This window comes from Streptomyces sp. NPDC102279 (assembly GCF_044766365.1).
Taxonomy (GTDB): Bacteria; Actinomycetota; Actinomycetes; order Streptomycetales; family Streptomycetaceae; genus Streptomyces.
Genome location: NZ_JBIWLU010000002.1, coordinates 724,420 through 745,178, shown reverse-complemented (window position 1 = coordinate 745,178; position 20,759 = coordinate 724,420). Strand labels below are relative to the sequence as shown.

Sequence of the window (20,759 nt, the reverse complement as noted above, 5' to 3'; positions counted from 1 at the left end):
AGATGGCCATGCCGCTTCGGCAGTCCATGAAGGTCGCTGCATACCTGTTTGAACAGAAGCTCAGGAAGCGGGACAAGTTCGCCCTGCTCGTCGAGTTGGAACCGCTCTTCGCGTGCAACCTCGCCTGCGAGGGCTGCGGCAAGATCCAGCACCCGGCGGGTGTGCTCAAGCAGCGCATGCCCGTGGCGCAGGCCGTGGGAGCGGTCCTGGAGTCCGGTGCTCCGATGGTGTCCATCGCCGGCGGCGAGCCGCTGATGCACCCTCAGATCGACGAGATCGTCCGGCAGTTGGTGGCCAAGAAGAAGTTCGTCTTCCTGTGCACCAACGCGATGCTGCTCCGCAAGAAGATGGACAAGTTCAAGCCCTCGCCGTACTTCGCCTGGGCCGTGCACATCGACGGGCTGCGCGAGCGGCACGACGAGTCCGTCGCCAAGGAAGGTGTCTTCGACGAGGCGGTCGAGGCCATCAAGGAGGCCAAGCGGCGCGGCTTCCGCGTCACCACCAACTCGACCTTCTTCAACACCGACACCCCGCAGACCATCATCGAGGTCCTCAACTTCCTCAACGACGACCTGAAGGTCGACGAGATGATGCTCTCGCCCGCCTACGCCTACGAGAAGGCTCCCGACCAGGAGCACTTCCTCGGCGTCCAGCAGACCCGGGAACTGTTCAAGAAGGCCTTCGCTGGCGGCAACCGGCGCCGCTGGCGGCTCAACCAGAGCCCGCTCTTCCTGGACTTCCTGGAGGGCAAGGTCGACTTCCCGTGCACCGCGTGGGCGATCCCGAGCTACTCGCTGTTCGGCTGGCAGAAGCCCTGCTACCTGATGAGCGACGGGTACGTGCAGACGTACAAGCAGCTCCTGGAGGACACCGACTGGGACTCCTACGGCCGCGGCAAGGACGAGCGGTGCGCCAACTGCATGGCGCACTGCGGCTACGAGCCGACGGCGGTCCTCGCCACCATGGGCTCCCTCAAGGAGTCGATCCGTGCCGCCCGTGAGACCTTCACGGAAAGCCGCGGGTGACCTCGTGACCGCCGTTTCCTTGGGCCTCCCCGAGGTGCCGGTCCGGCCGATCGCGGAGCGCCGTGTCTCACGGCGCATCGAGGTCGGACCGGTGGCGGTCGGGGGCGGTGCGCCCGTGTCGGTGCAGTCGATGACGACGACCCGTACGTCGGACATCGGCGCCACCCTGCAGCAGATCGCGGAACTGACCGCGTCAGGCTGCCAGATCGTCCGCGTCGCCTGCCCCACGCAGGACGACGCGGACGCCCTCGCGACCATCGCCCGGAAGTCGCAGATCCCGGTGATCGCGGACATCCACTTCCAGCCGAAGTACGTGTTCGCGGCCATCGACGCCGGCTGCGCCGCGGTGCGCGTCAATCCGGGCAACATCAAGCAGTTCGACGACAAGGTGCGGGAGATCGCGCGGGCCGCCGGGGACGCCGGCATCCCGATCCGGATCGGCGTCAACGCCGGTTCGCTCGACCGGCGGCTGTTGGAGAAGTACGGCAGGGCGACGCCCGAGGCGCTCGTCGAGTCGGCGCTGTGGGAGGCGTCGCTCTTCGAGGAGCACGGGTTCCGTGACATCAAGATCTCGGTCAAGCACAACGACCCGGTGATCATGGTCAACGCCTACCGTCAGCTGGCCGCCCAGTGCGACTACCCACTGCACCTCGGCGTGACCGAGGCCGGCCCGGCGTTCCAGGGCACCATCAAGTCGGCCGTGGCCTTCGGGGCACTGCTCAGCGAGGGCATCGGGGACACCATCCGGGTCTCCCTGAGCGCGCCGCCCGCCGAGGAGTGCAAGGTCGGCATCCAGATCCTGGAGTCCCTCGGACTGCGGCAGCGGCGCCTGGAGATCGTCTCGTGCCCGTCGTGCGGGCGCGCCCAGGTCGACGTCTACAAACTGGCCGACGAGGTCAGCGCCGGGCTGGAGGGGATGGAGGTCCCGTTGCGCGTCGCGGTCATGGGCTGCGTCGTCAACGGCCCCGGCGAGGCGCGGGAGGCCGACCTGGGGGTCGCCTCCGGCAACGGCAAGGGGCAGATCTTCGTCAAGGGCGAGGTCATCAGGACCGTACCCGAGTCGAAGATCGTGGAGACGCTCATCGACGAGGCGATGAAGCTCGCCGAACAGATGGAGAACGACGGCGTCGCCTCCGGCGAACCGGCCGTCACCGTGAGCTGATCAGCACGGACCGAGAGGGGGCCCGACGTGACGATGCTGGAGAACATCCGGGGACCACGCGACCTGAAGGCGCTGTCCGAGGCGGAACTCGGTGAACTCGCCGAGGAGATAAGGGAGTTCCTGGTGCACGCGGTCGCCAGGACCGGCGGTCATCTCGGACCCAATCTGGGAGTGGTGGAGCTGTCCATCGCCCTCCACCGGGTCTTCGAGTCGCCCGTCGACCGCATCCTGTGGGACACCGGCCACCAGAGCTACGTGCACAAGCTGCTGACGGGACGTCAGGACTTCTCCAAGCTGCGCAGCAAGGGCGGCCTCTCCGGCTACCCCTCGCGCGAGGAGTCCGAGCACGACGTCATCGAGAACAGCCACGCCTCCACGTCGCTCGGCTGGGCCGACGGCCTCGCCAAGGCCCGCCAGGTGCAGGGGGAGAAGGGGCACGTCGTCGCGGTGATCGGTGACGGCGCCCTGACCGGCGGCATGGCCTGGGAGGCGCTGAACAACATCGCCGCCGCCAAGGACCGGCCGCTGATCATCGTCGTCAACGACAACGAACGGTCGTACGCGCCGACCATCGGCGGTCTCGCGAACCACCTCGCGACCCTGCGGACGACCGACAGCTACGAGCAGGTCCTCGCCTGGGGCAAGAAGGTCCTGCTGCGCACGCCGCTGATCGGCAACACCGTCTACGAGTCGCTGCACGGCGCGAAGAAGGGCTTCAAGGACGCCTTCGCGCCGCAGGGCATGTTCGAGGACCTCGGGCTCAAGTACGTCGGCCCGATCGACGGCCACGACCTGGGCGCCGTGGAGTCGGCGCTGCGCCGGGCGAAGCGCTTCCACGGGCCCGTCCTCATCCACTGCCTGACGGAGAAGGGCCGCGGCTACGAGCCGGCGCTCGCCCACGAGGAGGACCACTTCCACACCGTCGGGGTGATGGACCCGCTCACCTGCGAGCCCCTCGCGCCGTCCAACGGCCCCTCCTGGACATCGGTGTTCGGCGAGGAGATCGTCAGGATCGGTGAGGAGCGCGCGGACGTCGTGGCGATCACCGCGGCCATGCTGCATCCGGTGGGGCTCGGGAAGTTCGCCGAGAGGTTTCCCGACCGGGTGTGGGACGTCGGTATCGCCGAGCAGCACGCCACCGTCTCCGCGGCCGGGCTCGCGACCGGCGGCCTCCACCCCGTCGTCGCCGTGTACGCGACCTTCCTCAACCGGGCGTTCGACCAGCTCCTCATGGATGTCGCCCTGCACCGCTGCGGAGTGACCTTCGTCCTCGACCGGGCCGGTGTCACCGGTGTCGACGGTGCCTCGCACAACGGCATGTGGGACATGTCGATCCTCCAGGTCGTGCCCGGCCTCCGGATCGCCGCGCCGCGCGACGCCGACCAGCTGCGGGCCCAGCTGCGGGAGGCGGTCGCCGTCGACGACGCGCCCACCCTGGTCCGCTTCCCGAAGGAGTCGGTCGGGCCGGCGGTCCCCGCGGTGGACCACGTGGGCGGCCTCGACGTGCTGCACCGGGGCGAGCGCCCCGAGGTGCTGCTCGTCGCGGTGGGTGTCATGGCGCCGGTCTGCCTGCAGACCGCGGAGCTGCTGCGGGCCCGGGGCATCGGCTGCACCGTCGTCGACCCGCGCTGGGTGAAACCCGTCGACCCGGCCCTGCCCGGGCTCGCCGCCGAGCACGGCCTGGTCGCCGTCGTCGAGGACAACAGCCGGGCGTCGGGCGTCGGCGCCGCCGTCGCGCTGGCCCTCGGGGATGCCGAAGTCGACGTGCCCGTACGGCGGTTCGGGATACCGGACCAGTTCCTCCCGCACGCCAAGCGGTCCGAGGTGCTGGCCGACATCGGGCTCACTCCCGTGGAGATCGCCGGGCGGATCAGCGCCGGCCTGGCCGTCAGGGACGTACGGGCCCGGGCCGCGTACGAGATGTCGAAGGCCGCCGACGCGCCGGCCCGGAACGAGTCGTCCAAGGAGAAGAAGGAATGAGCGACCCAGCGGAGAAGGGGGAGTTCGACCTCGGCGCGCTCCTCGCCGAGCGCGGAGCCGAGCGCTACGAGCTGCACACGAAGTACCTGAACCACCAGCTCCCGCGCATGCTGCACACCATCGGCTTCGACAAGGTCTACGAGCGGGCCGAGGGGGCCCACTTCTGGGACGCGGACGGCAACGACTACCTGGACATGCTCGCCGGGTTCGGCGTGATGGGCCTTGGTCGTCACCACCCCGTGGTCCGGCAGGCGCTGCACGACGTCCTCGACGCCTCGCTCGCCGACCTCACCCGCTTCGACTGCCAGCCGCTGCCGGGCCTGCTCGCGGAACGCCTGCTCGCCCACAGCCCGCACCTGGACCGGGTGTTCTTCGGCAACAGCGGCACCGAGGCGGTCGAGACGGCATTGAAGTTCGCCCGGTTCGCCACCGGCAAGCCGCGGATCCTGTACTGCTCCCACGCCTTCCACGGTCTGACCACCGGCTCCCTGTCCGTGAACGGCGAGGACGGCTTCCGCGACGGCTTCGCCCCGCTGCTGCCCGACACCGCCGTCCCGCTGGGTGATCTCGAAGCCCTGGCACGGGAGTTGAAGAAGGGTGACGTCGCCGCGCTGATCGTGGAGCCGATCCAGGGCAAGGGCGTCCTCGAGGCCCCGCCCGGCTACCTGCGCGCCGCCCAGGAGCTGTTGCACCGGCACAAGGCCCTGCTCATCGCCGACGAGGTGCAGACCGGCCTCGGACGGACCGGGGACTTCTACGCCTACCAGCACGAGGAGGGCGTCGAACCGGACCTGGTGTGCGTGGCCAAGGCGCTCTCCGGCGGCTACGTGCCGGTCGGTGCGACCCTCGGCAAGGACTGGATCTTCAAGAAGGTCTACTCCTCGATGGACCGGGTCCTCGTCCACTCGGCGAGCTTCGGCTCCAACGCGCAGGCCATGGCGGCCGGGCTCGCGGTGCTCTCCGTCATGGAGAACGAGCAGATCGTCGCCAATGCCCGGGCCACCGGCGAGCAGCTCAAGGCCCGGCTGACGGCGCTCGTCGACCGGTACGAACTGCTCAGCGACGTACGCGGCCGGGGCCTGATGATCGGCATCGAGTTCGGGCGGCCCAAGTCGATCAAGCTGCGCGGCCGCTGGACCATGCTCCAGGCAGCGCGCAAGGGCCTGTTCGCGCAGATGGTGGTCGTCCCGCTGCTCCAGCGGCACCGCATTCTCACCCAGGTGTCCGGCGACCACCTGGAGGTGATCAAGCTGATCCCGCCGCTCGTCATCGACGAGGGGGACGTCGACCGGTTCGTGGAGGCCTTCACCGCGGTGATGGACGACGCGCACAGCGGTGGCGGCCTGATGTGGGACTTCGGGAAGACCCTGGTGAAACAGGCGGTCGCGAACCGCTGAGTCTTTTTGCCTCTGGGGCAAGAAAATTGCCCCAGAGGCAATCCTCGGGCTCAATGGACACATGAGCCCTGCCGATCCGGGGACGGCCGACGAACCGTCCGACGAGCTGCACGCCGTGGCGCCCCAGCTCCGTGCGCTGCGCCGCCGCGCCTCCCTCACGCTGGAGGCCGCCGCCCGCGCCGCCGGACTCTCCCCGGCGCACCTCTCCCGGCTGGAGACCGGTCAGCGCCAGCCCTCGCTGCCCATGCTGCTCGCCGTGGCCCGGGTCTACGGTACGACGGTCTCCGAACTGCTCGGCGAGACGATCGCCGACCGCGACGCCGTCGTGCGGGCCGCCGACATGGACCCGACGCCTGCCGGCGGCTGGATCTACCGGCAGGCCGGCTCCTCCGGGCGAGGTATGCAGGCGCTGCGCGTGCACGTCCCGTACGGCTCGCAGGGCGACATCGTGCGGGTCCATCCCGGCGAGGAGTGGCTGTACGTCCTCGAAGGGCGGCTCCGGCTGCGCCTCGGGGACACCGCGCACGTCCTGGAGCCCGGCGACAGCGCGCACTTCGACTCGCTGACCCCGCACCGCATCGCCGCCGCCGAGCGCGCCGGAGCCGAGCTCCTCTTCGTCCACACCCTGCTGCAGAGCCCGACCGCCGCGCTGTGCCTCGGCCCGGCGACGGGCCACCCGATCCCGGGAGAGACGTCATGACCGAACCCACCGAACCGCGCAAGCCGTCCATGGAGGACAAGTTCCCGCGAGCCCTGTGGGTCCGGCTGATCATCTACGTGGCCGTCGGACATCTCTTCGCGGCCTTCGTCTACCTGCTCTTCACGCTGGGCGCGCAGAACCAGTAGCCGGCCGCCGCGACGTGCGGGTGCCGACTCAGTCCAGCAGGCGCTCTCGCAGGCGGTCGCGCAGCTCAGGGGTCAGCCCGAGCCCCTTCTCCAGGTAGGCGTCGACCCCGCCCCAGGTCTCCTCGATCGTCTCGAACGCCGCCGTCAGATACTCCGCGCGCGCGTCGAAGAGCGGGCTGAGCAGTTCCATGACCTCGGGGGAGTACGCGGTGGCGGCGGAACTGCTGCGGTGCACCTTGTAGCGCCGGTGCGTGGCGTTCGACTCCAGGTAGTCGGCGACGATCGCGTCCCGCTCGACGCCGAGGGCGAGCAGGGTGATCGCGATGGACAGCCCCGCCCGGTCCTTGCCGGCCGCGCAGTGCATCAGCGCGGGCACGCCGTCCTCCGCCATCGAACGCAGCACCCGGGAGTGTTCCGCGGTGCGCTCCGTGATGATCGCGCGGTACGAGCCGATCATGCGGGCCGCCGCCCTGCCGTCGCCGAGGATGGCGCGCAGCTGGTCCAGGTCGCCCTCACGGACCATCTTCCAGAACTCGCTGCCGTCCGCCGGGTCGGTCAGCGGGAGGTTGACGTTCCGCACGCCCGGCAGTTCGACGTCCGGGCCCTCCAGCTTCTGGTCCGCCGCGTTGCGGAAGTCGAAGATCGTGTGGAGGCCCAGGGAGGAGAGGAACGCGGCGTCCTCCTCGGTGGCGTGCGCGAGGTGGCCGCTGCGGAACAGCTGTCCCGGGCGCACGCGCCTGCCGTCCGTGGTGGGCAGGCCGCCCACGTCGCGGAAGTTGCGAACTCCGCCGAGCTCGGGCTCGGTCGACGGGACCTGCTGCGTCACGGGGGCTCCTCATCTTCGGCCGCGGGCCCGCCGGACGGGGCCGGTCGGCGCCCGGCGGCTGGTGTCTTCGGTCGCGCATCCGACGATACGACATGGGTTCCTGGGGCAATGAGTTGTCCACAGGCGTTGCCTCGCGGCCACGACTGCCCCGATGATGTTGATCCCTGATCGCACCTGTTCGTATCTGTGGGGGATTGATGATAGAGATCGGCGCGGCCGGCCGGACCTGGCTCCTCACCGGAACGACCAGCGGCTACGCACTGCACCTCACCGAACGCGACGAGCTGCTCCACCTGCACTGGGGCCCGCGGATCACGCTCGCCGACGCCGAGGCGCTCGCAGCCCGGCCGGCGCCGCCGTACCGGCCCTTCGACTCCCCGCTCGACGGGCGCGAGGAGTACCCCGTCGAGGGCGGCCCCCGCTTCGTCCGCCCCGCCCTCTCGGTACGGACCGAGGAGCGCCGCGGCACCGAATGGCGCTTCGAGGACGCGGTGACCGAGGGGGACGAGCTGCGGCTGCGCTTCTCCGACGCCGGGCTCGGCATCACCCTCCACTACCGGCTGCGCGGCGACGTCGTCGAACGCCGTGTCACGCTCGCCAACGGCGGAAGCGAGAGCCTGGAGCTGCTCCGCGCGGACTCCGCGACCTGGACCCTTCCCGAGCGGGACGGCTGGCGGCTGTCCCAGCTGCACGGCCGGTGGGCCGCGGAGTCCCGGCTGGTGCGCTCGCCCCTCACCTACGGCGAGAAGATCATCGGCAGCCGCCGCGGCCACACCGGACACCAGCACCTGCCCTGGGTGGCCCTCGACAGTGAGGCCACCGAGGAGAGCGGCGAGGTGTACGGATGCGCGCTCGGCTGGTCCGGCTCCTGGCGGATCTCCGTCGCCCAACTGCCCGACGCGCGCGTGCAGATCACCGGCGGGCCGGGACACGACGACTCCGGGCTGCTGAGCCTCGGGCCGGGGGAGACCTTCACGACGCCCGTCTTCGCCGGGCTGTGGAGCGACGGCGGGTTCGGCGGCGCGAGCCGGGCGTGGCACGCGTACCAGAGGACGTACGTCGTCCCGGACGCGGAGCGGGACCGGCCGGTGCTGTTCAATTCCTGGGAGGCCACCACCTTCGACATCTCGGAGGAGCAGCAGCGGGCGCTCGCCCGGCGCGCGTCCGCGATGGGCGTCGAGCTGTTCGTGGTCGACGACGGCTGGTTCGGGGCCCGCACCGACGCCCACGCCGGACTCGGGGACTGGACGCCCAACCCGGACCGCTTCCCCTCCGGGCTCAAGCCGCTCGCCGACGACGTGCACGCCCTCGGCATGGAGTTCGGCATCTGGGTCGAGCCCGAGATGGTCAACCCCGACAGCGACCTCTACCGCGCGCATCCCGACTGGGTGCAGTACCAGTCGGGGCGAACCAGGACGGAATTCCGCAATCAACTCGTACTGAACCTCGCTCGGCCGGACGTTCAGGAGTACCTCTGGGGGCGGCTCGACACCCTCCTCTCCGGCGCGCCGATCGACTACGTGAAATGGGACTTCAACCGCTCCTTCACGGACGCGGGCTGGCCCGGCGAGCGCTATCCGCAGAAGCTCTGGGTGGCCCACGTCGAGGCCTTCTACGCCCTCCTCGACCGGCTGCGCGCGGCGCACCCCGGCGTCGCCTTCGAGTCGTGCTCCGGTGGCGGCGGCCGGATCGATCTCGGTGTCATGGCCCGTACCGACCAGGTGTGGACCTCCGACAACACCGACCCGCTCGACCGGCTCGCCATCCAGCACGGCTTCAGCCAGATCCATCCGGCCCGCGTCATGGCCGCCTGGGTCACGGACAGCCCGAACAGCCTGCTCAACGGCCGGGTCAGCTCGCTGCGCTTCCGCTTCGTGAGCGCCATGGCCGGGGTCCTCGGCGTCGGCGGCGATCTCACCCGGTGGAGCGCGGAGGAACTGGCGGAGGCGCGGGACTGGGTCGAGCTGTACAAGGAGATCCGGCCGGTCGTGCAGCAGGGCGACCTCTACCGGCTGCGACCCCCGGAGAGCGGCCTGAGCGCCGTCCAGTACGTGCTCGGCGACGAGGCCGTGGTCCTCGCCTGGCTCCAGGCGCAGCACCACGGAGTGCGGCCCGCCCCGGTCAGGTTGCGCGGGCTCGACCCGGCGGGCTTGTACGAATGGGTCGAAACGGGCGAAGTGCACCGTGGCGCGGTGCTGCTGCACCACGGCCTGGACGCCGGACTGCGAGGCGATCTCGATGCGACGGTTATCCGCCTGCGTCGCATCTGACTGTTCTGTCCGAAATGGCGCCTTCATTGCAACTGGCCCTGGAATAAGGCGACGTGAGTCGGGTCGCGTGAGCAGCGTCATATTCGTGACGATGTGTTGCCGTCGGGATTTCGTAACCGGCCTTTGTTTCCGGGCGGATTGAAAACCCGGAAAGATCGTCATTCCACGGAGGGTGACGGTGAATTCCGCATGGATCAAGAAAGGCGAGCACACAGAATCCGCACACAGTTGTCGGCGCGCTCGCATCTCGCTTACGTTCTGCCTCAATCCGGACGGACGCCCAATCCTGCCGCCGCCCGGAATCCGCACTCACCCGTACACGGCAGGAGCGGGGGACCCACAGGTTCCGCGCCTGGTCCGGTCTCCGGAACAGGCTAGGGGTACAGCCATGCAGCCGCGTGGCCGGGCATCTCCAGCCCGCACCCGACAGCTCACCTCGCAGGCGCCGGAGAGGAAAACGCCATGCCCGCGAAGGGTAAGCACCGCCGTCCCAAGTCCCTGCGTTTCACCCGCTCGATCGCCGTGGCAGGAACCGGTGGCGCCGCACTCGCGCTGCCGCTGCTGGGAGCCACCGGCGCCCACGCCGCCACCCCGGCCTCCGCGGTCACGCAGCACACGGAGAAGTCCGCGACCGTCGCCCCGGCCGCCGCGAAGGCAGGCACGTCGAAGACGTACGCGGTGAAGGCCGGCGACTATCTCGCCAAGATCGCCGACGCCCAGCACGTCAGCGGCGGCTGGAAGAAGATCTACTCGGACAACCGCTCCGCCATCGGCAGCGACCCGTCGCTGATCCACCCCGGTCTGAAGCTGTCCCTCGGCGCGAAGGCCTCCGCCCCGCAGGCCTCCGCCCCGGCGAAGCCCTCGGCCGCCAAGCCGGCCGCCGCGAAGCCCGCCGCTGCGAAGCCCGCCGCCGCGAAGCCCGCGGCCGAGAAGGCCGACACGGCGAGCACCGCCACCAAGACGGCCGCCACCACCAACAGTTCGGGCTACACCCTCCCCGTGGACGGCGCCACCATCGGCACCAACTACAAGGTGGCGGGCAGCATGTGGTCCAGCGGATACCACACGGGCACGGACTTCGTCGTCCCGACCGGCACCACCATCAAGTCCATCGCCGCGGGCACCGTCGTCTCCGCCGGCTGGGGCGGCGCCTACGGCAACCAGGTCGTCATCCAGCACGCCGACGGCCGGTACTCGCAGTACGCCCACATGTCGTCCCTGTCCGTCTCGGCGGGCCAGGCCGTGACCGAGGGCCAGCAGATCGGCCTCTCCGGCGCGACCGGCAACGTCACCGGACCGCACCTGCACTTCGAGATCCGCACCACGCCCGACTACGGCTCGGACATCGACCCGGTCGCGTACCTGCGCTCGCACGGTGTCGCCGTCGGCTGACGCCACCTCCGCCCGACCTGCTCCTGACGGCAGGCCAGCCTCCGAAGGCCGGACCCCACGATCCCCGGGGTCCGGCCTTCGGTGTGTTGCCGTGTCCGCCGGGGCCCCCATCGCGGTGGCAGCGCCAACAGCCCTGACGAGAGCCTTATTCCACGGTTGACCAACACTTGACGAGTGGCTTATCTCACCGGCCGTCAACCCTTCCCTACGGTCGCGTAGCTCACATCCGGAGGTGAATCATGGGCCGACGTGGCAGACGATTCGAAGAGTGACGACAGATCAGTGATCAGGTCGTACGTGGCGGTGGGGGACAGCTTCACCGAGGGCGTCGGCGACCTGGGGCCCGACGGGGCCTTCGTCGGTTGGGCGGACCGCTTCGCGGTTCTGCTGGCGGACCGGCGACCCGAGGGCGACTTCGACTACACCAACCTCGCAGTGCGCGGCAGACTGCTCGACCAGATCATCGAGACCCAACTCGTGCGCGCCAAGGAGCTCGGCCCCGACCTGGTCTCCTTCTCCGCGGGCGGCAACGACATCATCCGGCCCGGCACCGACCCCGACGAGGTCGCGGAGCGCTTCGAGCGAGCCGTCGCCGACCTCACCTCGGCCGTCGGCAAGGTCATGGTGACCACCGGCTTCGACACCCGCGGCGTGCCCGTGCTCAAGCATCTGCGCGGCAAGATCGCCACGTACAACGGCCATGTGCGGGCCATCGCAGACCGCTACGGCTGTCCGGTCCTCGACCTGTGGTCCCTCAAGACGATCCAGGACCGCCGCGCCTGGGACGGTGACCGGCTGCACCTCTCGCCCGAGGGGCACACCCGGGTGGCGCTGCGCGCCGGGCAGGTGCTCGGCCTCGAGGTGCCGGCGGACCCGGACCAGCCCTGGCCGCCGCTGCCGCCGCGCGGCACCTTCGAGGTGCGGCGCGACAACATCCACTGGGCCCGCGAGTACCTCGTCCCGTGGATCGGCCGACGCCTGCGCGGCGAGTCCTCCGGAGATCACGTGGCCGCCAAGGGCGCGCTCTCCCCGGACGACATCAAGACACGCATCGAGTCGGTTGCCTGACCGGGAACCACCCCGTTCACCGCGCCCCGGGCCCTTCGGGCCCGGGGCCGACTTGTCGGCGGACTCCGACGGTGTACCTGGTCAACGACGTGTTGGCCGCCCGTAGAGATCTTCGATCTGGCGCTCGGCGCGCGGACACGCGGCCATCATCCCGTTCGGCGTCTCGTAGCTGCTGGTCGGATGCTCCGCACAGGCGTTCACGCCGTGCCACGAACAGCCGCCCCGCCTCCCCACCGTGCCCTCGGGGTGCAGCTTTGCGTCGAAGGCGTACTTCGTGATGACCACGAGAGCCCCCGGGATGCGTGCGTCCGACGACTCGACGTCAGCGAGTGCGGACGCGTGGGAACAGGCCCGTTTCTGGGCGCTACCGCACCCCCGCCACCAACTCGGCCCTCTCCAGGCCCAGTTCGCGGGCCAGGGCCTCGTCCGCCCATTGCTGGGTCCGGGCTCGGGAGACCGTGCCGCCGTAGGCGGTCATCTGGACGGCCAGGCCGTCGAGGAGAGCGGTGAGGCGCAGGGCCGCGCCGAACGGGTCGGGGCAGTGGAACTCGCCCGCGGCGACGCCCTCGGCGATCACTTCGCTGAGGGCCGCCTTCCACTGGCGGTCGAGGTCGCGGGTGACCTCCAGCAGAGCCGGCTCGCGCAGTGCGGCCGCCCAGCCCTCGATCCACAGGCGCCAGCCCTTGGCCTGGCCGGTGGGGGCGTACCAGCGGACGGCGGTCCGCAGACGCCGCAGCGCGGTCGTGCGGCGGCCGAGCAGTTTGCGCAGGTGGGCGAGGTCGTCCTCGGCCGCGTAGGTGAACGCCGCCGCGACCAGCTTCTCCTTCGTCGAGAAGTGGTAGAGGACGAGCGCGTTGCTGACGCCGAGGGACGAGGCCACGTCGGCGATCCGTACCGCCGCCACGCCCCGCGCCTCGATCTGTTCCACGGCGGCCCGCAGCAACTCCTCGCGCCGCTCCGCCACGCTCAACCGCACTCTCGCCACGCGGCAACCCTACACAGCCCCGCCCCCTGTGGTCGGACACGAGTTCGCGTCATCGGTACCAGCCGAACCGCTCCGCGATGACCGGCAGCCGGTCGGTGACGATGGCGTGTGCGGCGGCCCGCGGTGTCGTCCCGTCGGCCTCCGCGCGGGCGAGCGTCTGGTCGATCAGGGCGCGCATGGATCGGCGGATGTGGGCGAACGCCTCGTCCGCGTCGGAGCCGATGTCGCCGAAGAGCGTCCACCACCACCAGGCGTTCGTACCGGAGTTGACCACCACGTCCGGCAGGACGACGACCCCACGAGCCGCCAGCAGCTCCTCCGCGTCCGCCAGGACCGGCATGTTCGCCGCCTCGACCACCCAACGCGCCCTGATTCCAGCCTGGTTCGCCGCGTCGACGGCGTACGAGACCGCGGCGGGCACCAGCACCTCCGCGTCGGCGGACAGCCAGGCGTCGCCCGGGAGTTCACGGTCGCCCGGGCGCAGCGCGGCGCGATCGACGGTCCCGTACGCGTCCCGTGCCGCGAGCAGCGCCTCGACGTCGAGGCCGTCCGGGTTCGCGAGGGTCCCCTTGACGTCGGCGACGGCCACCACCTTCAGGCCGGCGCGGGTGAGGAACCGTGCCGTGGCCCCGCCCATCGTGCCGAGCCCCTGGACGGCGACCCGCGTCCCCGCGTACGCGACCCCCGCCCGGTCCAGCGCGGCGAGCACCGACTCGGCGACGCCGCAGCCGCCGGCCAGTTCGTCGAGGCCGATGCCGTCGACCTCGACCGCGAACGCGTCCGCGAGCCGTCGCCGGGCCGCCGTCTCGTCGTCGAGGAGCGGGTAGACCGCCTGGATGGACGAGACGAGCCCGGCCTCCTCGGCCGCCCGGTCGACCAGGTCCTGGGAGAGGCCGAGATCCTCGCCGGTCGTCCAGAAGGACTCGATGTACGGACGCATCGCCCGCAGGTAGCGCACGAGCAGGTCGTACGCCCGGGGGTCCTGGGGATCGCAGTCGATGCCGCCCTTGGCGCCGCCCAGCGGGATGTACCGGCCGTCCGGGTCGTAGTGCAGCGCCTCCTTCATGGTCATCCCCCGGGCGAGTCCGGTGACCTCCTCCAGCGTGCAGCCCGGCCGCATCCGCAGGCCCCCGCTCGCGACGCCGCGGACGAGCCGGTCGACGACGAGGAAGCCCTGGCGGCCGGTGACGTGGTCCGTCCAGGTGAGCGACATGAGGGGGGTGGTCATCGGGTCTCCTCGGGGAACGGCTGTCACGGTGGTGCGCGGGCGAAGGGGCGGTGCTTCCGTACGGGAAACCCGGATCAGTACTGAACCATGGTTCAGTATCGAAACCGGTGCGTCGTCCTGTCAACGCACTCGGGTGCCCAAAGGCCGGGCGTCGGGAGGGGCGGGCGGCGCCGCCCGCCGGGTTGCGGCGGCGAGAACCTTCCCCGCGGACGGAAGAAGCGGGGCCATGCCGGGGTTGACCAGACACAGACCCGGACGGGCGGACATCGCGTCGTGACCGGGGCGACGCGGCGCCGTCAGAGGCGACGACCATAATGAAAGCCTGACCGACTCCTTCTGGAGGTACCCGTGACCGGTTTCCGTACCCTGAGCTCCGGGCTCCGCTCGCTGCGGCCCGCCGCCTTCGGCGCGGATCCCGGCGGTGCGCGCATGGAGCGCATGCACAGATCACCGAACTTCGCGGACGGTGTCTTCCAGAACCCGGAGACCGCCCGCACCCGCCCCGACGGCTCGATGCTGGAGTTCGCGAAGGTCTACTTCCGCAAGGAGGAGCGCCTCCACCGCTCCCCGGCGGGGACCGTCCCCGTGCACCCGACGACGGTCGCCGAGCTGGCCAGGCCCGCCGCGACCGGCCTCCGGCTCACCTGGATGGGGCATTCCAGCGTCCTCGCCGAGATCGACGGGCACCGCGTGCTCTTCGACCCCGTCTGGGGCGAGCGCTGTTCCCCCTTCGCCTTCGTCGGCCCCAAGCGGCTGCACCCGGTGCCCCTGCCGCTGGCCGCGCTCGGCCCGGTCGACGTCGTGGTGATCTCCCACGACCACTACGACCACCTCGACATGCCCACGATCAAGGCCCTGGCCGGCACGGACACGGTGTTCGCCGTCCCGCTCGGCGTCGGCGCCCATCTGGAGCGCTGGGGCGTCTCCGCGGACCGGCTGCGCGAGCTGGACTGGAACGAGTCGGCCAAGGTTGGCGGGATCACCCTGACGGCCACGCCGGCCCGGCACTTCTGCGGCCGCGGACTGCGCAACATCCAGCAGACGCTGTGGGCCTCCTGGGTCGTCGAGGGCGACGCGCACCGGATCTACCACAGCGGTGACACGGGCTACTTCCAGGGCTTCAAGGACATCGGCGCCGCCCACGGGCCGTTCGACGCCACGATGATCCAGATCGGCGCGTACAGCGAGTACTGGCCCGACATCCACATGACGCCCGAGGAGGGCATGCGCTCCCACCTCGACCTCCAGGGCGGGCAGCCCTCCGGCGTGATGATGCCGATCCACTGGGCTACGTTCAACCTGGCGAACCACACCTGGGCCGACCCGGGCGAGGGCACCGTGGCCGCCGCCCGCGCGGTCGGCGCGACGGTCGCGCTGCCGCGCCCCGGCGAGCCCTTCGAACCCACCGCCGGGACCGTTCCCTCCGAGCCGTGGTGGCGCGGGGTCGCCCGCACGCCCGAGGGCGGCTGGCCGGTCGTCGAGGAGGCGGCCGCCGCCACACCCGGTGACACCGCCGACAGCTCGACGGAGGGCACGGGAGACCCGGAAGCGGTGCCCGCGGGCTGACGATCACGTCGACGGCGAGGGCCGAGGAGCGCGACGCTTCTCGGCCCTCGCCTTTTGTTTGCGACCGGTTCTGACCAGCTCCGATCGGATCCGGACGCGGTCCGAACGGGTGTCCAGAAGGGTTATCGGTCAGCCGTACGAGGCCTCATACCAGAGCGGGACGCGGACCGGGAGAGTTTGTCAACAGCCCATCGCAGCTGATGCGTTGGCGACTACTGTCAGTTGCCGTCGGGCGACACAGGGCCGAATTCTTCGGCTCTGTCGACCGGCATCGCGATGGCGCATGCCCGAGTCGCGCAGACCCGCGGGAGCCCTGTGCCCCGACGCATCCAGTACGAGGACGCCGATGTCTCACCTTCGCGCACCGGCCGCACGCGCAGACCGCCGTGAGGGCGGCCGACACGGGCGACCCGTCGCCCGCGCCACGCCCTCACCGCCCGAGACGCACCTGCGGCCCCAGCTGCTGCGCCTCGCGGTCCTGCCGCCCACGGCGGTGGCCCTCAGCGCGTGCGCGGTCGTCCTGTTCACCGTCCGCTCCACGGGTGCCCGGCCCGGCCCCGCCCTGTGGGCGGTCCTGGCCGGAGCCGTGGCCGTCGCCATGGCCGGCATCCTGATCGCCGCCGTCGCCGCGGACCGCGCCGCCCTGTCCGTGGGGGAGCGCATAGGCGCCCTGCGCCGCGCCAGTGCCCGCACCGAGGCCGACCTGCACACGGTCGTCGAGGGCCTGCGGCGCGGGGAGAACCCGCCCGCGCGCAAGTCCCGCCGGCAGCCTCCCGCGGACGCCGACGACTTCGAACTGCTCGCCGCCGACATGTCCCGCGCCCACGACGGGGCCGTCGCCGCCGTCGTCCAGGCCGCGCGGCTCTCCGGCCACACGGGCAGCGACCAGAAGGTCGAGGTCTTCGTCAATCTCGCCCGGCGCCTGCAGTCCCTGGTGCACCGGGAGATCTCCATCCTCGACGAGCTGGAGAACGAGATCGAGGACCCCGATCTCCTCAAGGGGCTCTTCCACGTCGACCACCTCGCCACCCGCATCAGGCGTCACGCCGAGAACCTGGCCGTGCTCGGCGGCGCCGTCTCGCGCCGCCAGTGGAGCAACCCCGTCCCCATGACCGAGGTGCTGCGCTCCGCGATCGCCGAGGTGGAGCAGTACTCGCGGGTGAAGCTCGTGCCCCCGATCGACGGCACCGTGCGCGGCCACGCGGTCGCCGACGTGATCCACCTGCTCGCCGAACTCGTCGAGAACGCCACGGTGTTCTCCGCCCCGCACACCCAGGTCCTGCTGCGCGTCAACCTCGTCACCTCGGGACTGGCCATCGAGGTCGAGGACCGCGGGCTCGGCATGCAGCCGGGTGAGCAGAACAAGATGAACGCCCTGCTCACCGACCCCGACCAGGTCAACGTCGCCAGCCTGCTGCAGGACGGGCGCATCGGTCTGTTCGTCGTCTCGCAGCTCGCCCGCCGGCACGGCATCCACGTACGGCTCCAGAGCAACATCTACGGAGGCGTGCAGGCCGTACTCGTCGTCCCGCAGGAGCTGTTGGGCTCGGCGCCCGGTGTTCCCGGGGACGCCGCAGGCCGGCGGGAGACGGGCGGCGGACAGTTGCCGCCCGGCGGAGCCCGGCCCCCGCAGTCGGTACCGGGGCACATGCCCGTCGCACCCGCGGGCCGCCCGGTGGCGCCCGTACCGCGCCAGGCGCAGCGGGAACTCACGCAGGGAGAGACGCCCCCGCGGGTCCCGCCACGGGAGCAGGAGCCGGGGTACGTGCCGGGGTCGGCGCCGGGCGGCGGTCCCGCACCGCTCCCCACCCGCGCCAGCCGCGCCGGACGTCCCAACCCCGCCGAGGCCGTCCCCGGCATCCGGCCCGCGGACCGGATCGCCGCGGCGGAGAACGCGGGCATGCCGCCGACCCCTCGTGCGGGCGCCGTGCGGGGCACCATGGGCAGGCCCCACCTGCCCAAGCGGCGCGCCCAGGAACATCTCGTCCCGCAACTGCGTGAGGGCCCCACGCCCCGGCAGGAAACGGCGGACGTCGTCGGGCACGACCCGGGTCTCATGGCCGCCTTCCAGCGCGGTATCGGACTCGCGGAGGCCGCCCACGCCCGGGTGGCGGGCGGCCCGAGCGCACCCCTGGGCCCGATGGATCAGGCACCGGCCGGTCCGTCGGCCGCGCCGGTCCGCGGCCCCATGGACGCGGGCCGCGCGGACCTGCTGCCGCCGACGAACGGCGGCGGCCCGGACCTGCCCCGAGCCGGCATCGACCACCTCGGCGATGGCCTCCTGGAGCAGGACCACGGGATGAGGGGCCGGGGAGAGCCGGCCCCCATGGTTCCGCGCCACCTGGACGACTTCTCCGCCGGCCACGGCGAGCGCGGCCACGGCGAACCCGCCCCCGACGGTCTCGACCGCGGGGATCTGGGCAACACCGCTGTCGGTCACGACGGCATGAGCCCGGTCGGCACGGGCCACGACGATCTGGCCGGTCCGGTGTCGGGCGGCCCGCTCCCGCACCGGCCGCGCCTGGAGGTGCTCCGCACGGACGGGCCCACCCGCGCCGACGGGACGCCGTCGCCGGGCGCCTCCTCCGACGGAACCGACTCGGCCGGCGTACCCCTGACGAACGGGACCCCGACGCCGTACACGGGCGACGCGCACACCACGTACGCGCCGTCGCCGCACGAGAACCGGGACAGCGCGCCCGGACACGACCGCACCGGCCGGCACGACGGGAGCGCACCGGCCGGATGACCACCCCCACGACCGCCCCCACACCGCCCCCCACCGCTCCCGCGGACCTTCGTACCTCAAGGAGTCGATCCCCCATGGCGAGCGATGCGCCGACCGGCCACGTTTCCGACCTCGACTGGCTGATGAGCGGCCTCGTCCAGCGCGTACCCCACACCACGAGCGCCGTGCTGCTCTCCTGCGACGGGCTCGTGAAGTCGGTCCACGGCCTGGACCCGGACAGCGCCGACCACATGGCGGCGCTGGCGTCCGGCCTCTACTCCCTCGGGCGCAGTGCGGGCGCGCGCTTCGGGGACGGCGGCGACGTCCGGCAGGTCGTCGTCGAACTCGACTCGACGCTGCTGTTCGTCACCACGGCCGGCTCCGGCACCTGTCTCGCCGTGCTCGCAGGCCGCGAGGCGGACGCCGCGGTGCTGGGCTACGAGATGGCGATGCTCGTCAAGAGCGTGCGGCCCTACCTGGTCACCGCGCCCCGCCGGCACGCCGTCGACACCCCGGCGATGAGGTCGTGAGCGTGGCCACGGCCGGCGACGGGCCCTGGCTCGACGATGCGGCGGGGCGCCTGGTGCGCCCCTACACCGTCAGCAACGGCCGGACCCGGCCGTCGACCGCTCTCGACCTCCTCTCGCAGGTCAGGGCCACCGGAGCCACACCCCTCGGCTACCTGGGGCCCGAGCACAGCCAGGCACTGGAACGGTGCAGGGCACCGGTCTCCGTCGCGGAGATCGCCGCCCACCTGAAGCTGCCGGCGGCGGTCACCAAGGTGCTGCTGTCCGACCTCGTCGACTGCGGGGTGCTCACCACGAAGCCCCCGGAGTTCCACCACAACCCCACTGACCGGTCTCTTCTGGAGGCAGTGCTCGATGGACTACGACGACAGCTCTGACCCGTTCCCCACCGCACTGAAGATCTTGGTGGCGGGCGGGTTCGGAGTCGGCAAGACGACCTTTGTCGGCGCGGTGAGCGAGATCGCGCCGCTCAGCACGGAGGAACTGCTCACCACGGTCAGCGCCGCGACCGACAACCTCGACGGCATCGAGAACAAGGTCGAGACGACCGTCGCCATGGACTTCGGCCGGATAACCCTCGACCCGGAACACGTGCTCTACCTGTTCGGCACCCCCGGACAGGAGCGGTTCTGGTTCATGTGGGACGAACTCTCCGAGGGCGCGCTCGGCGCGGTGATCCTCGCGGACACGCGCCGGCTGGAGGACTGCTTCGCGGCGGTCGACTTCTTCGAACAGCGCGGCCTCGGCTTCATCGTCGCGGTGAACGAGTTCGACGGCTCGCACCGCTACAGCCCCGACGAGGTCCGCGCGGCCATCGACCTCGACCCCGAGATCCCGGTCGTGCCCTGCGACGCGCGGATCTCCAGTTCGGGCGTGCAGACCCTGCTCACCCTGGTCCGACACCTGCTCGCCCACGCGCCGGTCCGCGCGCCGGGCCAGGGAGCGCGGACATGAGCTACGACCCGCCCCGGCCGTCCGGCCGTCTGCTGCTCACCCCGGAGGACAAGGACGCCCCCGCCCGGGTGCGGCGGCTGCGCCGGCTCGGGCTGGGGGAGCGGGCCGAGCCGGTCTTCGACGCGTTCGCGGCCCGACTGGCGGAGGTCGCGGCCGCCCCGTACTCGAAGGTCACCTTCATCGGTGAGGAGCAGCAGTTCTTCGCGGGCCTGCACACCCCGGACCGGGGCGGCCGAGCGGCCGGCGGTGCCACGACGGAGGACGGCGACGCGCGGCCGGTGGGCCGCCGGATGGGCCGGGAGTACGGCTTCTGCCCGCACGTCGTGGTCCGCCGCAAGGCGCTCGTCCTGGAGGACGTCCGCGACTATCCGCGATTCGCCGGCAATCCGCTCGTCGACGAGATCGGCGTGCGCTCGTATCTGGGCGCTCCGCTGATCGACAGCACCGGTATCGCCCTCGGCACCATCTGTGTCGAGGACGTCGAACCGCGGCCGTGGGGAAAAGCGGGCCTGGAGACCATCAAGTCGATGGCGGCGGAACTGGCCGGACAACTCGAACGGCGGGAAGGGGACCCGGGCTTCTGACGTCGAGGCCGGGACGCGGTGCGTCGGCCCACCGGCGGCCCCCGGCCCGACCTCGACGCAGGTGACGAGCCCCGGTGGGACCGGGCCGAAAAGCGGATTCCGGGCGCCGGGAAGTCGAGGAGAGGGAAACGCGGAAGGGCGGAAAAGGGGCCGGGGAAATCCCGGGCGTGAAGGAAAGCTGGGGCCGCGCTTAAGAAATCCTCGATGGACCGGAGGTACCG

Annotated in this window: 18 protein-coding genes, 1 pseudogene and 1 riboswitch; of the genes and pseudogenes, 15 read left to right on the top strand and 4 right to left on the bottom strand. The window is 71.4% G+C overall.

Annotated features, from left to right (window positions below; genetic code table 11):
• Positions 1 to 2 precede the first annotated feature (2 nt).
• The 6 genes from hpnH (at position 3) to ACIRQH_RS06705 (ending at position 6,410) form a co-directional block, all read left to right on the top strand.
• On the top strand, positions 3 to 1,025 hold the full coding sequence (hpnH, locus tag ACIRQH_RS06730; protein ID WP_358817825.1) for an adenosyl-hopene transferase HpnH: 1,023 nt from the start codon (positions 3 to 5) through the stop codon (positions 1,023 to 1,025).
• A gap of 4 nt (positions 1,026 to 1,029) precedes the next feature.
• Positions 1,030 to 2,187, top strand: a complete 1,158-nt coding sequence (gene ispG / locus ACIRQH_RS06725; RefSeq protein WP_358817824.1) for a flavodoxin-dependent (E)-4-hydroxy-3-methylbut-2-enyl-diphosphate synthase — start codon at positions 1,030 to 1,032, stop codon at positions 2,185 to 2,187.
• Positions 2,188 to 2,214: 27 nt separating this feature from the next.
• Positions 2,215 to 4,167, top strand: coding sequence for a 1-deoxy-D-xylulose-5-phosphate synthase (dxs, locus tag ACIRQH_RS06720; protein WP_388879714.1), 1,953 nt, complete (start codon positions 2,215 to 2,217; stop codon positions 4,165 to 4,167).
• Positions 4,164 to 5,564, top strand: coding sequence for an aspartate aminotransferase family protein (locus ACIRQH_RS06715; protein ID WP_388879717.1), 1,401 nt, complete (start codon positions 4,164 to 4,166; stop codon positions 5,562 to 5,564). The genes dxs and ACIRQH_RS06715 overlap by 4 nt, the downstream gene beginning before the upstream one ends.
• A gap of 61 nt (positions 5,565 to 5,625) precedes the next feature.
• Positions 5,626 to 6,264 carry a helix-turn-helix domain-containing protein gene (locus ACIRQH_RS06710; RefSeq protein ID WP_404224528.1) on the top strand — a complete coding sequence of 213 codons (639 nt, stop codon included), beginning with the start codon at positions 5,626 to 5,628 and terminating at the stop codon, positions 6,262 to 6,264.
• Entirely contained in the window at positions 6,261 to 6,410 is a 150-nt protein-coding gene (locus ACIRQH_RS06705) for a DUF6126 family protein (RefSeq protein WP_358817820.1), read from the top strand. Before ACIRQH_RS06710 ends, ACIRQH_RS06705 begins: the two co-directional genes overlap by 4 nt.
• 28 nt (positions 6,411 to 6,438) lie before the next feature.
• Here the strand turns inward: ACIRQH_RS06705 and ACIRQH_RS06700 are convergent, their stop codons facing one another.
• Positions 6,439 to 7,236, bottom strand: a complete 798-nt coding sequence (locus tag ACIRQH_RS06700) for a tyrosine-protein phosphatase (protein WP_358817819.1) — start codon at positions 7,234 to 7,236, stop codon at positions 6,439 to 6,441.
• Positions 7,237 to 7,433: 197 nt separating this feature from the next.
• On the opposite strand from ACIRQH_RS06700, the gene ACIRQH_RS06695 reads away from it, so the two are divergent.
• The 3 genes from ACIRQH_RS06695 to ACIRQH_RS06685 all read left to right on the top strand — a co-directional run bounded on the left by ACIRQH_RS06695 (position 7,434) and on the right by ACIRQH_RS06685 (position 11,966).
• Positions 7,434 to 9,506, top strand: a complete 2,073-nt coding sequence (locus ACIRQH_RS06695) for an alpha-galactosidase (RefSeq protein WP_404224526.1) — start codon at positions 7,434 to 7,436, stop codon at positions 9,504 to 9,506.
• A gap of 300 nt (positions 9,507 to 9,806) precedes the next feature.
• A riboswitch (cyclic di-AMP (ydaO/yuaA leader) is annotated at positions 9,807 to 9,964 on the top strand.
• Between the two features lie 4 nt (positions 9,965 to 9,968).
• Entirely contained in the window at positions 9,969 to 10,898 is a 930-nt protein-coding gene (locus tag ACIRQH_RS06690) for a peptidoglycan DD-metalloendopeptidase family protein (protein WP_388879727.1), read from the top strand.
• Positions 10,899 to 11,180: 282 nt separating this feature from the next.
• The gene (locus tag ACIRQH_RS06685; protein WP_358817844.1) at positions 11,181 to 11,966 is read left to right on the top strand and encodes an SGNH/GDSL hydrolase family protein; all 786 of its coding nucleotides are present in this window, start codon (positions 11,181 to 11,183) and stop codon (positions 11,964 to 11,966) included.
• A gap of 81 nt (positions 11,967 to 12,047) precedes the next feature.
• Here ACIRQH_RS06685 and ACIRQH_RS06680 read toward each other — a convergent pair whose 3' ends face one another.
• The 3 genes from ACIRQH_RS06680 to ACIRQH_RS06670 form a co-directional block, all read right to left on the bottom strand.
• Positions 12,048 to 12,251, bottom strand: a complete 204-nt coding sequence (locus ACIRQH_RS06680; protein ID WP_388879730.1) for a hypothetical protein — start codon at positions 12,249 to 12,251, stop codon at positions 12,048 to 12,050.
• A gap of 79 nt (positions 12,252 to 12,330) precedes the next feature.
• Positions 12,331 to 12,951 carry a TetR family transcriptional regulator C-terminal domain-containing protein gene (locus ACIRQH_RS06675; protein ID WP_358817815.1) on the bottom strand — a complete coding sequence of 207 codons (621 nt, stop codon included), beginning with the start codon at positions 12,949 to 12,951 and terminating at the stop codon, positions 12,331 to 12,333.
• A gap of 49 nt (positions 12,952 to 13,000) precedes the next feature.
• On the bottom strand, positions 13,001 to 14,179 hold the full coding sequence (locus ACIRQH_RS06670) for a Glu/Leu/Phe/Val dehydrogenase dimerization domain-containing protein (RefSeq protein ID WP_404224523.1): 1,179 nt from the start codon (positions 14,177 to 14,179) through the stop codon (positions 13,001 to 13,003).
• 348 nt (positions 14,180 to 14,527) lie between these two features.
• Here ACIRQH_RS06670 and ACIRQH_RS06665 point away from each other — a divergent pair, with 348 nt between their 5' ends.
• The 6 genes and pseudogenes from ACIRQH_RS06665 to ACIRQH_RS06640 all read left to right on the top strand — a co-directional run bounded on the left by ACIRQH_RS06665 (position 14,528) and on the right by ACIRQH_RS06640 (position 20,538).
• Entirely contained in the window at positions 14,528 to 15,745 is a 1,218-nt protein-coding gene (locus tag ACIRQH_RS06665) for an MBL fold metallo-hydrolase (RefSeq protein WP_388879736.1), read from the top strand.
• Between the two features lie 346 nt (positions 15,746 to 16,091).
• Positions 16,092 to 17,906, top strand: a pseudogene (locus ACIRQH_RS06660) (ATP-binding protein); the annotation flags it as partial.
• 662 nt (positions 17,907 to 18,568) lie between these two features.
• On the top strand, positions 18,569 to 19,003 hold the full coding sequence (locus tag ACIRQH_RS06655; protein ID WP_358817811.1) for a roadblock/LC7 domain-containing protein: 435 nt from the start codon (positions 18,569 to 18,571) through the stop codon (positions 19,001 to 19,003).
• Positions 19,004 to 19,005: 2 nt separating this feature from the next.
• Complete coding sequence (locus tag ACIRQH_RS06650) at positions 19,006 to 19,377, top strand: DUF742 domain-containing protein (protein WP_081220443.1); 372 nt, start codon at positions 19,006 to 19,008, stop codon at positions 19,375 to 19,377.
• On the top strand, positions 19,355 to 19,954 hold the full coding sequence (locus ACIRQH_RS06645) for an ATP/GTP-binding protein (RefSeq protein ID WP_355870952.1): 600 nt from the start codon (positions 19,355 to 19,357) through the stop codon (positions 19,952 to 19,954). The genes ACIRQH_RS06650 and ACIRQH_RS06645 overlap by 23 nt, the downstream gene beginning before the upstream one ends.
• Positions 19,951 to 20,538, top strand: a complete 588-nt coding sequence (locus ACIRQH_RS06640; RefSeq protein ID WP_388879739.1) for a GAF domain-containing protein — start codon at positions 19,951 to 19,953, stop codon at positions 20,536 to 20,538. The genes ACIRQH_RS06645 and ACIRQH_RS06640 overlap by 4 nt, the downstream gene beginning before the upstream one ends.
• Positions 20,539 to 20,759: the final 221 nt, after the last annotated feature.

What these genes read in the sequence shown, in the direction of transcription:
- hpnH (WP_358817825.1), top strand. Translation starts at nt 3, where the DNA reads ATGGCCATGCCGCTTCGGCAGTCCATGAAGGTCGCTGCATACCTGTTT.
- ACIRQH_RS06715 (WP_388879717.1), top strand. Translation starts at nt 4,164, where the DNA reads ATGAGCGACCCAGCGGAGAAGGGGGAGTTCGACCTCGGCGCGCTCCTC.
- ACIRQH_RS06710 (WP_404224528.1), top strand. Translation starts at nt 5,626, where the DNA reads ATGAGCCCTGCCGATCCGGGGACGGCCGACGAACCGTCCGACGAGCTG.
- ACIRQH_RS06705 (WP_358817820.1), top strand. Translation starts at nt 6,261, where the DNA reads ATGACCGAACCCACCGAACCGCGCAAGCCGTCCATGGAGGACAAGTTC.
- ACIRQH_RS06695 (WP_404224526.1), top strand. Translation starts at nt 7,434, where the DNA reads ATGATAGAGATCGGCGCGGCCGGCCGGACCTGGCTCCTCACCGGAACG.
- ACIRQH_RS06690 (WP_388879727.1), top strand. Translation starts at nt 9,969, where the DNA reads ATGCCCGCGAAGGGTAAGCACCGCCGTCCCAAGTCCCTGCGTTTCACC.
- ACIRQH_RS06670 (WP_404224523.1), bottom strand. Translation starts at nt 14,179, where the DNA reads ATGACCACCCCCCTCATGTCGCTCACCTGGACGGACCACGTCACCGGC.
- ACIRQH_RS06655 (WP_358817811.1), top strand. Translation starts at nt 18,569, where the DNA reads ATGGCGAGCGATGCGCCGACCGGCCACGTTTCCGACCTCGACTGGCTG.
- ACIRQH_RS06645 (WP_355870952.1), top strand. Translation starts at nt 19,355, where the DNA reads ATGGACTACGACGACAGCTCTGACCCGTTCCCCACCGCACTGAAGATC.
- ACIRQH_RS06640 (WP_388879739.1), top strand. Translation starts at nt 19,951, where the DNA reads ATGAGCTACGACCCGCCCCGGCCGTCCGGCCGTCTGCTGCTCACCCCG.